At 69.5% G+C, this 15,057-nt stretch carries 15 protein-coding genes; 6 read left to right on the top strand and 9 right to left on the bottom strand.

The window, feature by feature from the left end; translation table 11 throughout:
• Positions 1-296: 296 nt before the first annotated feature.
• From AC6F7H_RS07020 to AC6F7H_RS07005, 4 genes are all read right to left on the bottom strand, one after another.
• Positions 297-1,994 (bottom strand): relaxase/mobilization nuclease domain-containing protein, encoded by a 1,698-nt coding sequence (locus AC6F7H_RS07020; protein WP_500755925.1) that lies wholly within the window; start codon positions 1,992-1,994, stop codon positions 297-299.
• A complete protein-coding gene (locus tag AC6F7H_RS07015) occupies positions 1,984-2,694 on the bottom strand; it encodes a MobC domain-containing protein (RefSeq protein ID WP_500755924.1) in 711 nt (236 codons plus the stop codon). Before AC6F7H_RS07015 ends, AC6F7H_RS07020 begins: the two co-directional genes overlap by 11 nt.
• 180 nt (positions 2,695-2,874) lie before the next feature.
• Complete coding sequence (locus AC6F7H_RS07010; RefSeq protein ID WP_500755922.1) at positions 2,875-4,131, bottom strand: DUF3631 domain-containing protein; 1,257 nt, start codon at positions 4,129-4,131, stop codon at positions 2,875-2,877.
• A gap of 517 nt (positions 4,132-4,648) precedes the next feature.
• Positions 4,649-4,843 (bottom strand): helix-turn-helix transcriptional regulator, encoded by a 195-nt coding sequence (locus AC6F7H_RS07005; RefSeq protein WP_500755920.1) that lies wholly within the window; start codon positions 4,841-4,843, stop codon positions 4,649-4,651.
• A gap of 121 nt (positions 4,844-4,964) precedes the next feature.
• On the opposite strand from AC6F7H_RS07005, the gene AC6F7H_RS07000 reads away from it, so the two are divergent.
• Both AC6F7H_RS07000 and AC6F7H_RS06995 read left to right on the top strand, forming a co-directional pair.
• Positions 4,965-5,465, top strand: a complete 501-nt coding sequence (locus AC6F7H_RS07000) for a helix-turn-helix transcriptional regulator (protein ID WP_500755919.1) — start codon at positions 4,965-4,967, stop codon at positions 5,463-5,465.
• Between the two features lie 24 nt (positions 5,466-5,489).
• Positions 5,490-6,644, top strand: coding sequence for a tyrosine-type recombinase/integrase (locus AC6F7H_RS06995; protein WP_500755917.1), 1,155 nt, complete (start codon positions 5,490-5,492; stop codon positions 6,642-6,644).
• Between the two features lie 7 nt (positions 6,645-6,651).
• Here the strand turns inward: AC6F7H_RS06995 and sodN are convergent, their stop codons facing one another.
• Positions 6,652-7,047, bottom strand: coding sequence for a superoxide dismutase, Ni (gene sodN / locus AC6F7H_RS06990; protein WP_003992892.1), 396 nt, complete (start codon positions 7,045-7,047; stop codon positions 6,652-6,654).
• Between the two features lie 146 nt (positions 7,048-7,193).
• Between sodN and sodX the strand changes: the two genes are divergently transcribed.
• A complete protein-coding gene (sodX, locus tag AC6F7H_RS06985) occupies positions 7,194-7,628 on the top strand; it encodes a nickel-type superoxide dismutase maturation protease (protein ID WP_500755916.1) in 435 nt (144 codons plus the stop codon).
• Here sodX and AC6F7H_RS06980 read toward each other — a convergent pair.
• Positions 7,511-8,161, bottom strand: coding sequence for a CGNR zinc finger domain-containing protein (locus tag AC6F7H_RS06980; protein WP_500755915.1), 651 nt, complete (start codon positions 8,159-8,161; stop codon positions 7,511-7,513). The two genes, sodX and AC6F7H_RS06980, sit on opposite strands and share 118 nt — an antisense overlap.
• A gap of 100 nt (positions 8,162-8,261) precedes the next feature.
• Between AC6F7H_RS06980 and AC6F7H_RS06975 the strand changes: the two genes are divergently transcribed.
• Complete coding sequence (locus AC6F7H_RS06975; protein ID WP_500755913.1) at positions 8,262-9,047, top strand: class I SAM-dependent methyltransferase; 786 nt, start codon at positions 8,262-8,264, stop codon at positions 9,045-9,047.
• An 89-nt stretch (positions 9,048-9,136) separates the two neighbouring features.
• Here the strand turns inward: AC6F7H_RS06975 and AC6F7H_RS06970 are convergent, their stop codons facing one another.
• From AC6F7H_RS06970 to AC6F7H_RS06960, 3 genes are read right to left on the bottom strand one after another with little or no spacing between them, the layout of a single operon-like run.
• Entirely contained in the window at positions 9,137-9,910 is a 774-nt protein-coding gene (locus AC6F7H_RS06970) for an amino acid ABC transporter ATP-binding protein (protein WP_500755912.1), read from the bottom strand.
• Positions 9,907-10,845: an amino acid ABC transporter permease gene (locus AC6F7H_RS06965; protein ID WP_500755910.1), complete on the bottom strand. Its 939-nt coding sequence runs from the start codon at positions 10,843-10,845 to the stop codon at positions 9,907-9,909. The genes AC6F7H_RS06970 and AC6F7H_RS06965 overlap by 4 nt, the downstream gene beginning before the upstream one ends.
• Before the next feature lie 37 nt (positions 10,846-10,882).
• A complete protein-coding gene (locus AC6F7H_RS06960) occupies positions 10,883-11,851 on the bottom strand; it encodes an ABC transporter substrate-binding protein (RefSeq protein WP_500755908.1) in 969 nt (322 codons plus the stop codon).
• A 584-nt stretch (positions 11,852-12,435) separates the two neighbouring features.
• On the opposite strand from AC6F7H_RS06960, the gene AC6F7H_RS06955 reads away from it, so the two are divergent.
• Positions 12,436-13,674 carry an NAD(P)-dependent malic enzyme gene (locus AC6F7H_RS06955; RefSeq protein ID WP_109378078.1) on the top strand — a complete coding sequence of 413 codons (1,239 nt, stop codon included), beginning with the start codon at positions 12,436-12,438 and terminating at the stop codon, positions 13,672-13,674.
• Positions 13,675-13,879: 205 nt separating this feature from the next.
• On the top strand, positions 13,880-14,845 hold the full coding sequence (locus AC6F7H_RS06950) for a zinc-binding dehydrogenase (RefSeq protein ID WP_500755906.1): 966 nt from the start codon (positions 13,880-13,882) through the stop codon (positions 14,843-14,845).
• Positions 14,846-15,057: the final 212 nt, after the last annotated feature.

Here is a 15,057-nt window from a genome sequence, read left to right as displayed (position 1 = left end):
GCTCCCGACCTCAGTGCCGGAGTGGCTCCCATACATCCTGCCGAAAACAATCAGACCGACATCAAGCCCCGCCTGGACCGTGGAGCGCACCGCCCGCGGTGCCTAGTCCAACCTGACCCCCGCGCCGGACTGCAGGCTGAACACCTGGCCGAGGCCCAAGCGTGGGCGGGGCGGCTGCCCGCCATGCGGACCGGTGCACCCGCTGCTTCGAGCGGAACTGAGGCAGCCTGACGCGGACCCGTGGCAGAAGAGTCGATGCCCTCGCCACGACGTGTGGCGAGGGCATCTGACCGGGATCAGCGGTGCCGGCCGCGTTCTTCGACCCTCATGTTCACTTGTGTGGCCGAAGGCTGTGGCGCGGCGGACATGGACGACGTGCCCCTGACGGTGCTTCGCCTGCGTGCTGACTGGGCACGCCTGCTCGGTTGAGCGGTGATGCGCCAGTTGAGGACCTCGGCGGGGTGCTCGGCGCTGTCGAGTTCTCGCTGGGCGCCGACCTTGGCCAGGAGGCGCCGGGGGTTGTGGCCGGCGGTCTCGGCGTGGGCGAGGGTTGTGGTCAGGGCGGCCCACACGGGGTCTGCGAGGACACGGTCGGCGTGGTCAGGGAGGGCCGCGCGAACATCCTGCTCGAAGCGGCTGGCGGTTGTGGCGCGCGGTGCGCGGCGGGCGAGGTTCGCCAAGACCGGTTTGGCGGCCTGCTGATAGCTCGCCTGCAGGTGGCGGAAGGCTTGCTCGGCTGCTGTGGCCTGCTGCTCATGGCCGCGTTGCTCGTGCCACTTGGCGGAGGCGCAGGCCAGGTGCAGGGCGGCGAAGAGCAGGGCGATGGCGAGCCCGCCTGGCTCATCGGGGGCATGGGAGAGTTCCTTGGCAGCCTGGCGCAGAGCGGTGGCGGCCTGGTGGTCGGCCCGGATTGTTGAGCGGCGAGCCCGGTTGAACGCCTGGGCCGCCGCCACCAATTCGTCCCGATGCGGGCCGTTCGTGGCGTGAGCCATGGTGTGCAGGGCGTCGCCGAAGGCATCCAGGTGGCCTTGGGCCGCGGCGTCGTCGTCCGAGTCGAGGACGGCGCTCGCCGTGTTGAGGGCGCTCTCGACGCGACACCATGGCGTGTTGGAATCCGCCACGTGCTGTGGGCGGTCGGCCACTTCCTGGGTGGCGAGGCGTTCGCGCAGGCGGTTGATGGACAGGTCGGGGGCGAGTTTGGAGCCGCCGTACCAGATTGGCTCGCCTTGGTCGTTGGTGTCGCCGGGAGCGGCCAGGCTGTAGCCGATCACTTCGCCTGTCTCGGGGCCGATGCGCGGCCTGACCTGGATGCTGAGGGACCGCAACACGGTGAAGTAGTCGGCTTCGTTGCGTACGGCTGCGGCGACCGCGTACGCCTGCTCGCGCAGCCACTGCCGTGTTGTGACCGTCTGGCCCCGGCGCTCGGCCTTGGCGCGTTCGGCGCCGGTGGGGGTGCGGGGCGCTGTGAGGTCGCCGGACTTCAGGCGGCGCAGCCCGAATTCGGTTTCGATCTTGCGGCATTCGGCTTGGGCCCGCTGTCCGTCGTGGTGGGTGCGGGGGTGGCGCCCGTCGGCGCGGACGGTCGTGGCCATGATGTGGATGTGGTCGTCGGCGTGGCGCACCGCGATCCACCGGCACGCCTTCTCGTCGCCTTCGGGGGCGATGCCTGTGGCGTGAACGATGCGGCGGGCGACCTTGGCCCACTCGGCGTCGGTGAGGTAGCGGTCTCCGGGCGCGGTGCGAACGGGGCAGTGCCAGACATGCTGAGGTGGTTTCTTGCCGCCCAGCTCGCGGGTGCGCAGGTCGACGTGGTGGTCGAGGCGCTTGGCCAGCAGGGTGTAGCCGGCCTCGGTATCGCGGCCGGGGTCAGGTGCGCCGGCCATGTCCCAGGCGGCGACGATGTGAGGGTCGGTGTGTTCGTCGCGGCGGCCGGGGCCGAAGAGGTAGACGATCAGTCCGCGGGTGTCGGAGCCGGTGGAGACGTCAGGCACCATGCGCGGTGCCCTCCGCCAGGAGCCGGTCGATCAGTCGGTAGCTGTTCTGGGCCGCTTGCTCGATGCGGTCCAGCACCGCCTCGGCATGCTCGGGCACTGTTCCTCGGTGGATGGCTGCGGTGATCTGGTTGAGGTTGCCGCCGATGCGGTTCAGCGCGACCGTGTGTGCCTCGACGGCCTCGATCAGCGGGCGGAGGGGATCGTCCTCCGGGCTGCCGGCCAGCCCCGCCTTGCCCAGGGCAACGGCCAGGGCGGCGTCCCCGACGAATCCGGCGAACTTCTGACCGCGCTGGTGCGCGGCGCCGCTGATCACACGGACCGCGGTTCGCGTGAAGCGGATGGTCTTCTCCTGGTCGCGTTTCTCCACGGTGCGCTTGCGGTTCATCAGTGCGGGCAGGGCGGGGGCGTCGGGATCCCGCCAGGAGGGCTGCTCGGCGGGCGGTTGGACATCGGCCGGCGGCTGGGTGCGCGCGGCGATGGAGCCGGCCGCGGGCGGACAGCTGGTCTCGGCTATGCCCTCCTCCGGCTCGGGCGCCCCCTGGCGCCCGGCCTTCTCCTCCGCCTCCCCTGGGGCGGGGGCAAGCGCGGACGAAGCCTCGTTAGAGGCTCGTTCGCTCCAGCTTGCTGCTGATCGGCGGGGCAGGCCGAACAGCCCCTTGCGGCGGCGGGAAGGGGCGTCGTCGGTGCTCGTTTCGGGCATGGTGGTGCTCCGGCAGTCGTGTGCGGTGGGGCTTCGTCACGTCCGTTGCATCCGTCCCGTGGCTGGTCAGGACAGGTACGGAGGCGGTCGCCGGTACGGAGTGATCCGTATCGGCAAGGAACTCCGTCCCCGCGCTGACCTGCGCGGGGACGGATGCGACGGATTGATACGGAGCTGGTGTCAGCGCGTGGGCTTGGAGCCGGCAGGCCCGCCGGGCGGGCCGATGGGCAGCGTCCCGGACGGAGGGGCGGGTGGCTTGCCCTGGGCTGGGCGTGCGGGCGCGGCCTCGAGCCCGGCTGTGGGGGCCGGTTGGGCAGGGTCGGGGCAGTAGCGGGCCCAGGCGTCGAGGAACTGGTTGCGGGCGTACGCCTTGGCCTGCCTGCCGTTCTCGAAACGGTGGTTGGCCGGGCTGATGCCGAAGTCGCGCAGCAGGTTGGCCAGGTGGTAGGCGTTCAGGCCCTTGGTGCCGTACTCGGCCCACGGCGCCTCGGCGTCCTGGACGAGGGCGGCGAGCAGGTCCTGGCTGCGCAGCGCCTCCTTGTGACCCTCCTGCTCGAACACGCGGCGGATGTCGCGCAGCAGCCGCGTCTTCAGCGTCGTCTGCTCGTCCTGGACCACCTCGTTGCGCGTCATCGCCAGGCAGGCGGCGCGGGCCCGCGAGGGCCAGTGCCCGCCGGCCAGGTCGGCGACGATCACCAGCGGCTCCCACGTGTCGGCGGCACGGTCCTCGACCGGCATCTCCGGCACCAGAGCGGCAGCCGTGCCACGCAGCGGGGCCAGCCAGGCGGCCAGCCGGTCGCGCAGCGCGTGCAGTTCGGGCAGTGAGTATCGCGAGCGGAACGGGGTGATCCGCTCACCCGGCTTGCGCTTCTGCATGCGGAGGACGACCGCCCGGTCCATGATCGTGTCCGGCAGGTCGCCGATCCCGGCCAGCGCGGCCATGGCGAAGGTGGGGAACGCCGTCGGCTTGTGCTCCGGCCCGGAGATCCGCCAGGCGGGCCGGTTGCGCTGGTGCCCGGCGTTCAGCAGGCCCCGCAGGTCCTCCTTGTCGCCGGCCTTGGGGCCGAAGATGGTGTCGGCCTCGTCCACCAGCAGCGTCGGCGGGTTCTTGCCGATGACGCGGAACACCACCGCGGGCGAGGTGTTCACCGTCATCATCGGCTGGTGCACGGTCTCATGGAGCACGTCCAGGACCCGGGACTTGCCGCACCCCTTGGTCGGCCCCACCACCGCCAGCCGTGGCGCGTGCTGGAGAGCGGGCTGGATGTGGGAGGCCGCCACCCACAGCGTGACCGCCGTCAGGGCCTCGTCGCTCGGCAGCACCACGTACCGGCCGATCGCCGTACGTAGGTCATCCAGCAGCGCGGCGCCTTCGTCGGCCGTCTCGCCGCCCGTACCGGCGCGGTCCCCGGTCCCCGATCCGCCGTGGGGGGCCACGGTCCCCGCAGATGCGTGGGGACCGTGGCCCTCACCATCGGCTCGGAGCACGGCGTGCTCGCCCGGGATTCGGGGACCGGGTTTGGGGACCAGCGGACCGAAAGTCCCCGCCCGGTCCCCGGCTTTCGCTCCGGCGGGACCGGTCCCCAGGGCATTGACCGGCACAGATGCCGCGCTGGGGGTGTTTCGGTCCCCGACCGGAACACCTGTCGAAGCATCGCCGCTGGCGGGTGCGGCAGGGGACCGTGACTCCGTTCGGTCCCCGCTTCGGTCCCCGTTGCGCCAGGGGATGCCCTGGCCGGGGACCGCGGTGGTGGGCCAGACAACCTCGGATGCGTTCGAGGTGGCGGGGGACGTAGGGTCCTCCATAGACGTTCCTCTCGGGTGAGGGACGGGACGGGCAAGGTCCCGCCCCTCACCGGTTCGTTCGTTCAGGGATGGGCGACGTGCAGGGGAATCTCCGGCCCTCGGCGTTGGCGCGCCGGGGGCCGTTGCTGTGTCCGGGCCTGCCGGCGGCTCACGAGGCCAGGCCCCACTCGTCCTGGCCCTCGATCAGGGTGCGCTCGTAGCGCAGCAGTTCAACCTCGGGGTACAGCACCCGCTTGCCGACCTTGATGCCGCGCGGCCCCTTCTTGATGTGGCGCCAGTAGCGGACGGTGCTTTCGGCTGTGCGGTAGCGCTCGGCGACCTCGGTGGTGGTCAGGTATCGCATACATTCCCATTCGGCTAGATAGCGATTCGATCTGCATAAGGTTGTACCCCGCGATCGGCGGTTACCCAAATCGGGAAGCTCATGTTTCAATTGGGATAGCGATGGGGGTGACGGAGGTTCGATGGCAGGCGACAAGCCCGAGGGTGGCGAAGTGCCGCTGCTCTACAGCGAAGGGAACGTGGCCGCGCGCGTGGCCCTGGAGCGCGAGGTCAGGGGGTGGAGCACGACCGAGCTGGCGGAGCGGGTGACCAGGGCCGGCGTCAAGATGAACCAGACAGCGGTCTGGCGCATCGAGAACGGCTCCCCTCGCCGGCGTATCAATCTCGACGAGGCCCTCGCCTTCGCCCGCGTCTTCGAGCTTCCTCTGGAAGAGCTGATGTCCCCGCCCCTGGAGGGGCTCGACATCGACAGCCGGCGGCTCGTCCAAGAGGCCGTCGAAGCGTTCTACGAGGCCCGCGACGCGCGCGACCGGCTGCACCACGCAGTGGTCGCCATCGCTGACCACATCAAGGCCCATTCCGACAGCTCGCGGGCGATCCACGAGCAGTGCCTCCGCCTCATGGGTGACGAGCGGGACGCTCGCACGCTCAGCAGCGACATCGAGGACGGCGGCCACTACTGACAACCGACACGAAGGAGAGGCCACTTGGCCAACATTCAGAAGCGCCCCAACGGCAAATGGCGTGCTCGCTACCGCGACCTCGACGGCAAGGAGCACGCCCGCCACTTCGAGCGGAAGGTCGACGCCCAGCGGTGGCTCGACGAGGTCACGGCCAGCCTGGTCACCGGCCAGTACGTGGATCCGCGCGCCGGCCGCGTCACCTTCGAGAAGTACGCCGAGAAGTGGGAGGGCTCGCTCATCGCCAGTGAGGCGGGCGAGCGCATCACTGATAACGCGCTGAGGCTCCACCTCGTACCGGCGCTGGGAGCCCGCTCCATGGCGGCGATACGCCGCAACGACATCCAGGTGCTCTTCAAGTACCTGTCCGACCAGCTCGGCCCCGGCAGCGTGCGGAACGTCTACGACGTCCTCGTACGCGTCATGACGGCGGCCGTGGACGACAAGGTCATCGCCTCCAGCCCGTGCCGCAGGATCACTCTTCCGGCCATGCCGGACGAGGAGGTCGCCCCACCCACGGTCGAGCAGGTCGAGGCGATGGCGCGCGTCATGCCGCCGTACATCCGCGCGGCCGTTGTCACGCTCGCCGGGTCAGGGCTGCGCATCGGCGAGCTGCTCGGCCTGAAGGTGTTGGACGTCGACTTCAAGGCCGGCGCCATCCGCGTCGAGCGGCAGCGGCTCCAGTCCGGAAAGATCGGCCCGCCGAAGACCGCGAAGTCCCGACGTACGGTCCCGGTCGGAGAGGTCGTCACCGACGCACTCCTCGCGCACCTCGCCGCACGCCCGTCCGAGGACTGGCTGTTCACGATGGAGGAGGGGGAGCCGCTCAACTATCGGCGCTGGAAGACCGAGTGGAACTGCGCCCGCAGGGCGCTCCAGGCGGAGGGGAACGAGGCGGCCAAGCGCGAGGGGCGCAAGGCCGTCGAGCTGTCGCACATGGTGACCCACGACCTGCGGCACTTCTACGCCTCCGCGCTCATCGCCGGCGGAGCGAGCGTCAAGCAGGTCCAGCTGGTCCTCGGTCACGCATCCGCAGTCATCACGCTGCGGATCTACGCCCACCTGTGGCCGGGCGAAGAAGACCGCACCCGGACCGTCATGGACGCCGTTCTCGGTGGCCTGCGGACCGGGTGCGGACAGGGAGACACTGCAACCAAAGTAATCGCAGGTCAGAGAGCATGACCGAAGATCAGGCCTTCTTCGTCTCCCAGAAGATCTTGTCGATCTGGGCGATGTAGTCCAGCGCCTTCTGGCCGGTGGCCGGGTCGGTCGAGCCCTTGGCGGCCGACAGGGCCTTCAGGGTGTCGTTGACCAGCTGGTGCAGCTCCGGGTACTTCTCGAAGTGCGGGGGCTTGAAGTAGTCGCTCCACAGCACGGAGACGTGGTGCTTCGCCAGCTCGGCGCGCTGCTCCTTGATGACGGTGGCGCGGGCCTGGAAGTGCGGGTCGTCGTTGCCGGCCATCTTTTCCTGGACGGCCTTCACCGACTCTGCCTCGATACGGGCCTGGGCAGGGTCGTACACGCCGCAGGGCAGGTCGCAGTGGGCGCTGACCTTGACCTTGGGGGCAAACAGGCGGGAAAGCATGGAGCAATCCTTCCTCGTGATCGTCTTCTCACAGGGGACATTACTCCGTGGAGGAGTGGATTTGGCGAGTGCCCCCCGGGGGCCTAGGACAAAAGTCGGGGGACAGACTGAGACTGGTGGAGGAAGAACCGGGGAGGTGCCGGGTGATGCCGGAGCTGTCGCAGGATGCCGAACGGGCGGGGGCGCCGCTGCCCTTCGGGGTGGCCGAGGTGACGGGGCCGTCCATGGTGCCCACGCTGTACCACGGGGACCGGCTCCTGGTGCATTACGGGGTCCGGATCAAGCCGGGCGACGTAGTGGTGCTGCGGCACCCGTTCCAGCAGGATCTGCTCGTGGTGAAGCGGGCCGCCGAACGGCGCGAGGGCGGCTGGTGGGTGCTGGGGGACAACACGTACGCCGGTGGTGACAGCACCGACTACGGGGTGGTGCCCGACGACCTGGTGCTCGGCCGGGTCCGTCTGCGCTACCGGCCGCGCAAACCGGGTCGGCGGTCGCCGCTGGCGCTGGTGGGCTGGGCGCTGTCGGCGGTGCGGCCGGTGTTCTCCCCCCGCTCGGCCTCCAGGCGTTTGCGGGCGCGGTAGGCGGCCACGTTGGCCCGGGTGGCGCAGCGGTCGGAACAGTAGCGTCGGGAGCGGTTGGTCGAGGTGTCGAGATAGGCGTTGCGGCAGGGTGGGGCCTCGCACAGACCGAGGCGGTCCACGCCGTACTCGGTGAGGTGGAAGGCGAGGCCCATCGCGGCGATGGCGGCGTAGCCGGCGGTCGCGTTGGACGGATGGTCGGCCAGGTGCATGTGCCACAGCGGTCGGCCGTCGTCGTCACGGAAGTCGTGCCCGGAGATCTGCGGGCTCACCGGGAACTCCAGCAGCAGCGAGTTCAGCAGGTCGACGGAGAGCGTCTCGTCGCCGCCGTCCGCCGCCTCGAAGACCGCACGCAGCCGGGCCCGGACCGAGCGGAACCGGGTCACGTCCGCGTCGGTCGCGCGCCGCGCCGCGGACTGGTTGGCGCCGAACAGGGCGCGCACGGCCTCCACCGAGGTCAGGGTGTCCTTGCCCCGGGCCGGTTCCTCGGTGTTGACGAGGCGCACGGCGTAATCCGAGTAATAGGCCAGTTCCACTTGTAGTCCTTACGTGGTGGCTTTATGGTCGTGTCAGCGGTCGAGTAACAGGCGATCGTGCTTACAGGGTATTACGTGACGTGGGTGAAGGAGCGGATTCATGACGGACGCGGACACCGGGACCACCACCGCCGCCGCCGACTGGCCTGCCTGGCAGGAGAGCTGGGACCGGCAGCAGGAGTGGTACATGCCCGACCGCGAGGAGCGGCTGCGGGTCATGCTCGACATGGTGGAGGCCGTCGTCGGCACCTCCCCGCGCGTGCTGGACCTCGCGTGCGGCACGGGAACCATCACGGCCCGCCTGCTCGCCCGGTTCCCGGACGCCACCAGCACCGGCGTCGACCTGGACCCGGCGCTGCTCACCATCGCCGAGGGCACCTTCGCGGGCGACCCGCGGGTCACCTTCGTGACGGCCGACCTGAAGGACCCCGACTGGCCGGCGGGGCTCCCCCACGACTCCTACGACGCCGTGCTGACCGCGACCGCCCTCCACTGGCTGCACAACGAACCCCTCGCGGATCTCTACGGACAGGTCGCCGGCCTCGTCCGTGACGGCGGTGTCTTCATGAACGCGGACCACATGATCGACGAGACGACCCCCGGGATCAACGCGGCCGAGCGCGCCCTGCGCCACGCGCGCATGGATCAGGCCAAAAAGACCAAAAGGGGTGAGGTCCTCGACTGGGCCGAATGGTGGCAGCTCGCCGCCAAGGACCCCGTCCTCGCCGAGCCCACCGCCCGCCGCTTCGAGATCTACGGCGAGCACGCCGACGGCGACATGCCGTCCGCGGCGTGGCACGCGCGCGTGCTGCGCGAGAAGGGGTTCGCCGAGGCCCGCCCGGTGTGGTGCTCCCCCTCGGACACCTTGCTGCTGGCGCTCAAGTGAGACCCGCGGGTCATGACGAAGGGGCGGTACGGAGATCCGTGCCGCCCCTTCGCCGTGGGCCGTCGCCCCGTGCGTACCCGTGCGCGGTGTCAGAACACCTTGGACAGGAACGACTTCGTGCGCTCGTGCTGAGGGTCTGTCAGGACGTCGCGCGGGTGGCCGGACTCGACCACCACGCCGCCGTCCATGAAGACCAGGCTGTCGCCCACCTCGCGGGCGAAGCCCATCTCGTGGGTGACGACGATCATGGTCATGCCCGACTCGGCCAGGTCGCGCATGACGTCGAGGACGTCGCCGACCAGCTCCGGGTCGAGCGCCGAGGTCGGCTCGTCGAACAGCATCAGCTTGGGGTCCATGGCGAGCGCCCGCGCGATCGCCACGCGCTGCTGCTGGCCACCGGAGAGCTGGGAGGGGTAGTTCCCGGCCTTGTCGGCCAGGCCCACGCGCTCCAGCAACTGCCCCGCGCGCTCCCGGGCCTGCCCCTTGCTCACGCCCTTCACCTGCACCGGCGCCTCGATGACGTTCTCCAGCGCCGTCATGTGCGGGAACAGGTTGAAGCGCTGGAAGACCATGCCGATGTCCCGGCGCTTCAGCGCGACCTCGCTGTCCTTGAGCTCGTACAGCTTGTCGCCCTTCTGGCGGTAGCCGACCAACTCCCCGTCGACGTACAGACGCCCGGCGTTGATCTTCTCGAGGTGGTTGATACACCTCAGGAAGGTGGACTTGCCGGAGCCGGAGGGGCCGATGAGGCAGAACACCTCACCGGACCTGACCTCCAGGTCGATGCCCTTGAGGACGTCCACGGGGCCGAAGGACTTGTGGACACCCTCGGCCTTGACCATGGCGGGGGAGGACTGCTTCATGCCGTGACTCCCTTCGGGCGGCGCGTGGGAAGGACCGCGGCTTTGAAACGCTGCAGCGGTGTCTGCGGCAGGGAACGGCTCGAACCGCGGGCGTAGTACCGCTCGATGTAGTACTGCCCGACGCTCAGGATCGAGGTCATGATCAGATACCAGGCTGCGGCCAAGAAGTACATCTCGACCGGCGAGCCCGCGTTCTGGCCGATGTCCTGGGCCTCCTTGAAGAGGTCGTAGAACTGTACAGCTGAGACGAGCGAGGTCGTCTTCAGCATGTTGATCACTTCGTTGCCGGTCGGCGGCACGATGACGCGCATCGCCTGCGGGATGACGATCCGGCGGAGTGTCTTCGTGTGGCTCATTCCCAGGGCGTGCGACGCCTCGGTCTGTCCCTCGTCGACCGAGAGCAGACCGGCGCGGCAGATCTCGGCCATGTAGGCGGCCTCATTGAGGCCCAGGCCGAGCAACGCCGCCAGCAGCGGCGTCATGAAGGACGACCAGTAGTCCTTGTAGACCGGACCCAGGTTGATGTACTCGAACACCAGGCCCAGGTTGAACCAGACGAAGAGCTGGACCAGGACCGGTGTGCCGCGGAAGAACCAGATGTAGAACCACGCGATCGACGACGTCACCGGGTTCTTCGACAGGCGCATCACGGCGAGCAGGATGCCGCCGGCGATGCCGATCACCATCGACAGCACCGTGAGCAGCAGGGTGTTCAGGACACCGTCGATGATGCGGTCGTCGAAGAAGTACTCGGGGACCGCACCCCAGTTGATCTTGCCTTGGGCGAAGGCGTAGACGACCGCGCCCAGAAGGGCGAGCGCGACGACCGCGGACACGTACCGCCCCGGGTGCCGGACCGGAACGGCCTTGATGGCCTCCGACCCGGCGGGGGGCGTTAGGTCGGGACCGGTCGTCTTGTTGACGTCAGCAGTCACAGATGGAGCCTTTCAGAGCCACGTCGAACGGGACGGTTCAGGAGCCGCCGTTGATCTTGGCCTCGGTGATCGCACCGTCTGCGACACCCCACTTCTCCACGATCTTCGTGTACTCGCCGCTGTCGATGACTGCCTGGACAGCCGCCTGCAGAGCGTCCCGCAGCTCGGTGTTGTCCTTGGCGACGGCGATGCCGTACGGGCCCGCCTCGACCTGGTCGCCGACGATCTCGAAGTACTTGCCCCCGCCGGAGTTCTTCACGGAGTACGCGGCGATCGGGAAGTCGGCGGAGACGACGTTCGCGCCCTTGGAGCGCATCCGGGTCTCGGCTTCGGGGTTGGTCGCGAAGTCCTCGATCTTCAGAGTCTTCTTGCCGGCCTTCTCGCACTTCTGCGCCTGCTCCTTGGCGAGGTCGTGGGAGAAGGTGTTGCGCTGGACCGCCATGGTCTTGCCGCACAGGTCGTCCCAGGTCTTGATGCCCTGGTCGTCGCCCTTGTTGGTGTAGAGCGAGACGCCCGCGGTGAAGTAGTCGACGAAGTCGACGCCGGCGCCGACCTTCTTGCCGGTGTCGGCGTCGATGCCCTCCTGCCGCTCCTTGGTGTCGGTCATGGCCGACATCGCGATGTCGTAGCGCTTGGATGCGAGACCGCCGATCAGGGTGTCGAACGTGCCGTTCTGGAACTCGAACGTCACCCCGAGCTGCTTGCCCATGGCGGCCGCGAGGTCGGGGTCGATGCCGACCACCTTGCCGGAGTCGTCCTTGAACTCGACCGGGGCGTAGGCGATGTCCGAACCGACCTTGATGACGCCCTTGTCGCGGATCGACTGAGGCAGCTTGTCGGCCAGCGGGGCGGCGCTCGTCGACGCGGTGTCGCTGCTGCCCGAGCCGTTGTCCTTGGTCTGGTCACCGCAGCCGGTGATGAGCAGAGCGCCTGCGACCGCGATCGCGCCGACCGCTGCCAGTCGGGACTTGGCGGCGGGGGTACGACGGGTGGTGCGTGCGGCCATGGTGGTTCCTCCGGCGGATGAGTGGAATGCCGATGGGTTCGGCCACTGCCGATGGGGACCGGCAGTGCCGAGGGTCGCCGAGAGCACATGCCTTCGAATGTCGCGACCTCGTGTGATTACCGCATCTTGCCATTCGGGCTGCTCCATCCAGTGGGCTCGCCATGTCAAAATCGGGTAACGGGTGGCGCTCGAACCGCACTGATTCGTTCCATCATGGCCGGACGGTCTGCGGGAATGCTCCGTTCCGACCGGAAGATCTTCGGCTCAGGGCGGGGTGTTGGTTGCCCGGCCGTGGCATTTGCCAGGTCCCGAGCGTTTGTCAAGTGTTTGTCGGTGGCTTGTCCTGAAATTGGTAGATGAGTCCCGGCGCCCGCATGTGACCTTTGCGTTATGGACTCGTCGCCGAAGGCGTCAGTCCGGTAAGAAGGTGCTTTACACCCCTCATCCGGGGATCCAGGGCGCGTGTGCGGCGCGCCCGTCGTGTCTGTGCCCGACGTGTCAACCCACCGGGCCCGGCGCGGTCCCGCCCGCTCCTCACCCGGAGCGGTAACCCTCAAACCAAGAACGATTAAGGGGTCAACCAAGTGGCAGCGGAGATTGTCAATCCTCGCAGCGACAGCGAAAGCCGGAACGGTCACACGGAACAGGACGGCGGGGCCGAGCCCCTCGACTCCATCGACCCGGCATTCGCGCTGCACCGCGGCGGCAAGATGGCTGTGCAGGCCACCGTGCCGCTCCGTGACAGGGACGATCTGTCCCTGGCGTACACGCCCGGCGTCGCGAAGGTGTGCAGCGCGATCGCCGAGCAGCCGGAACTCGTCCACGACTACACCTGGAAGTCCTCGGTCGTCGCCGTCGTCACCGACGGTACGGCCGTGCTGGGACTCGGTGACATCGGCCCTGAGGCCTCCCTCCCCGTGATGGAGGGCAAGGCGATCCTCTTCAAGCAGTTCGGCGGCGTGGACGCGGTTCCGCTCGCGCTGAACACCACCGACGTGGACGAGATCGTCGAGACCGTGGTCCGGCTCGCTCCGTCCTTCGGCGGGGTGAACCTGGAGGACATCTCGGCGCCCCGGTGCTTCGAGGTCGAGCGGCGGCTGCAGGAGCAGCTGGACATCCCGGTCTTCCACGACGACCAGCACGGCACGGCGATCGTGTCGCTGGCGGCGCTGCGTAACGCGGCGCGGCTGAGCGGGCGGGCGCTGGGCGATCTGCGGGCCGTGATCTCGGGCGCCGGCGCGGCCGGTGTCGCGATCGCCAAGATGCTGGTCGAAGCCGGGATCGGCGATGTCGCGGTGACCGACCGCAAGGGCGTCGTCTCGCGCGAGCGTGACGACCTCACGCCGATCAAGCGGGAAGTGGCGGCGTTCACGAACAAGGCGGGCATCTCCGGTTCGCTGGAGACCGCGCTGGACGGGGCCGACGTCTTCATCGGCGTCTCCGGCGGCACGGTGCCGGAGTCGGCGGTGGCGTCGATGGCGAAGGGCGCCTTCGTCTTCGCCATGGCCAATCCCGACCCCGAGGTGCACCCGGAGATCGCGCACAAGTACGCGGCGGTCGTGGCCACCGGACGGTCGGACTTCCCGAACCAGATCAACAACGTGCTGGCGTTCCCGGGGATCTTCGCGGGGGCGCTGCAGGTGCGTGCCTCGCGGATCACCGAGGGGATGAAGCTGGCGGCGGCCGAGGCGCTGGCGTCGGTGGTGGGGGACGACCTCTCCGCCGACTACGTCATTCCGTCCCCGTTCGACGAGCGGGTCGCTCCGGCGGTGACCGCGGCGGTGGCCGCTGCCGCCCGCGCGGAGGGCGTCGCCCGGCGCTGAGGCGCGCGGAGCTGTGTCGGCCCCGTCCTCGGGTGGACGGGGCCGACTGCTTTTCCCGGCGGCCGGGCACGGAGCGGGCCGGGCGCCGGCCGGGCTTCGGGGGCGGGCGGGGTCTGCGGGGTGCGGTGCGGCGTGGTGGCAAGAAGGTGTGTCTCACAGCGCCGCGTTGTTCCGTCGGGGGGACGGGCGGCCTATCGTCAAGGCCATGTTCGCTGTCTACGCCGCCCGAATCGACCGTGACCAGCCGCTTTCCGGTCTGGAGCTGGGGGAGCGTCCGGCCCCCGAGGCCCGTCCCGGCTGGAGCACCGTGACCGTGAAGGCCGCCTCCCTCAACCATCATGACCTGTGGTCCCTGCGGGGCGTGGGCCTCGCGGAGGACAAGCTGCCCATGATCCTCGGCTGCGACGCCGCCGGCATCGACGAGGACGGCAACGAGGTCGTCCTGCACTCCGTGATCGGACAGACCGGCCATGGAGTGGGCCCGAACGAACCCCGGTCGATCCTGACGGAGCGTTACCCCGGCACCTTCGCCGAGCAGGTCGCCGTGCCCACCTGGAACGTCCTGCCCAAGCCGAAGGAACTGTCCTTCGAGGAGGCGGCCTGCCTGCCCACGGCCTGGCTGACCGCGTACCGGATGCTGTTCACCAACGCCGGGGTGCGGCCCGGTGACTCCGTCCTGGTGCAGGGGGCCGGCGGAGGCGTCGCCACCGCCGCGATCGTGCTGGGCAGGGCCGCGGGGTTGCGGGTGTTCGCCACCAGCCGGGACGAGGCGAAGCGGAAGCGGGCCGTGGAACTGGGCGCGGTGGAGGCGCTGGAGCCCGGAGCCCGGCTGCCGCAGCGGGTCGACGCGGTCATCGAGACGGTGGGGGCCGCGACCTGGTCCCACTCGGTGAAGTCGCTGCGGCCCGGCGGCACGCTGGTGATCTCCGGTGCCACCAGTGGCGACCGGCCCTCGCACGCCGAGCTCACCCGGATCTTCTTCCTGGAGCTCAAGATCGTCGGATCGACGATGGGCACCAGGGACGAGCTGGAGGACCTGCTTGCCTTCTGCGCCGCCACCGGGGTGCGACCCGTCATCGACGAGGTACTGCCCATGGACCGGGCGCGGGAAGGCTTCGAACGGATCGAGGCGGGTGGGCAGTTCGGAAAGATCGTGCTCACGGCTCCATAGGTTCGCGGCTCCCGGGGTGCGCGGTTCCTCTCCACGGCCGGTCCGGATTCCGGGCCGGCCGTCGGAAACGATCGCGGGGCCACCCACGAGTCGCTGACCGGAGTGCTCGACGGCCCGGGGGAGGCGTGTGCCTGAGGAGGGTGCGGCCCGTCCGGCGGCACGGTGGGGGTCCTCGGCCGTACCACCGGGGCCCCGGCCGCACGAGCCGGGGC

This window comes from Streptomyces sp. MMS24-W38 (assembly GCF_059889265.1).
Note: the sequence above shows the minus strand (reverse complement) of the source record. Positions and strands in the feature narration are given on the sequence as shown.

Coding starts and splice junctions, on each gene's coding strand:
- AC6F7H_RS07015 (WP_500755924.1), bottom strand. CDS start 2,694: ATGCCCGAAACGAGCACCGACGACGCCCCTTCCCGCCGCCGCAAGGGG.
- sodN (WP_003992892.1), bottom strand. CDS start 7,047: ATGCTTTCCCGCCTGTTTGCCCCCAAGGTCAAGGTCAGCGCCCACTGC.
- AC6F7H_RS06960 (WP_500755908.1), bottom strand. CDS start 11,851: ATGGCCGCACGCACCACCCGTCGTACCCCCGCCGCCAAGTCCCGACTG.
- AC6F7H_RS07005 (WP_500755920.1), bottom strand. CDS start 4,843: ATGCGATACCTGACCACCACCGAGGTCGCCGAGCGCTACCGCACAGCC.
- AC6F7H_RS06970 (WP_500755912.1), bottom strand. CDS start 9,910: ATGAAGCAGTCCTCCCCCGCCATGGTCAAGGCCGAGGGTGTCCACAAG.
- AC6F7H_RS06975 (WP_500755913.1), top strand. CDS start 8,262: ATGACGGACGCGGACACCGGGACCACCACCGCCGCCGCCGACTGGCCT.
- AC6F7H_RS07020 (WP_500755925.1), bottom strand. CDS start 1,994: ATGGTGCCTGACGTCTCCACCGGCTCCGACACCCGCGGACTGATCGTC.
- AC6F7H_RS06950 (WP_500755906.1), top strand. CDS start 13,880: ATGTTCGCTGTCTACGCCGCCCGAATCGACCGTGACCAGCCGCTTTCC.
- sodX (WP_500755916.1), top strand. CDS start 7,194: ATGCCGGAGCTGTCGCAGGATGCCGAACGGGCGGGGGCGCCGCTGCCC.
- AC6F7H_RS07000 (WP_500755919.1), top strand. CDS start 4,965: ATGGCAGGCGACAAGCCCGAGGGTGGCGAAGTGCCGCTGCTCTACAGC.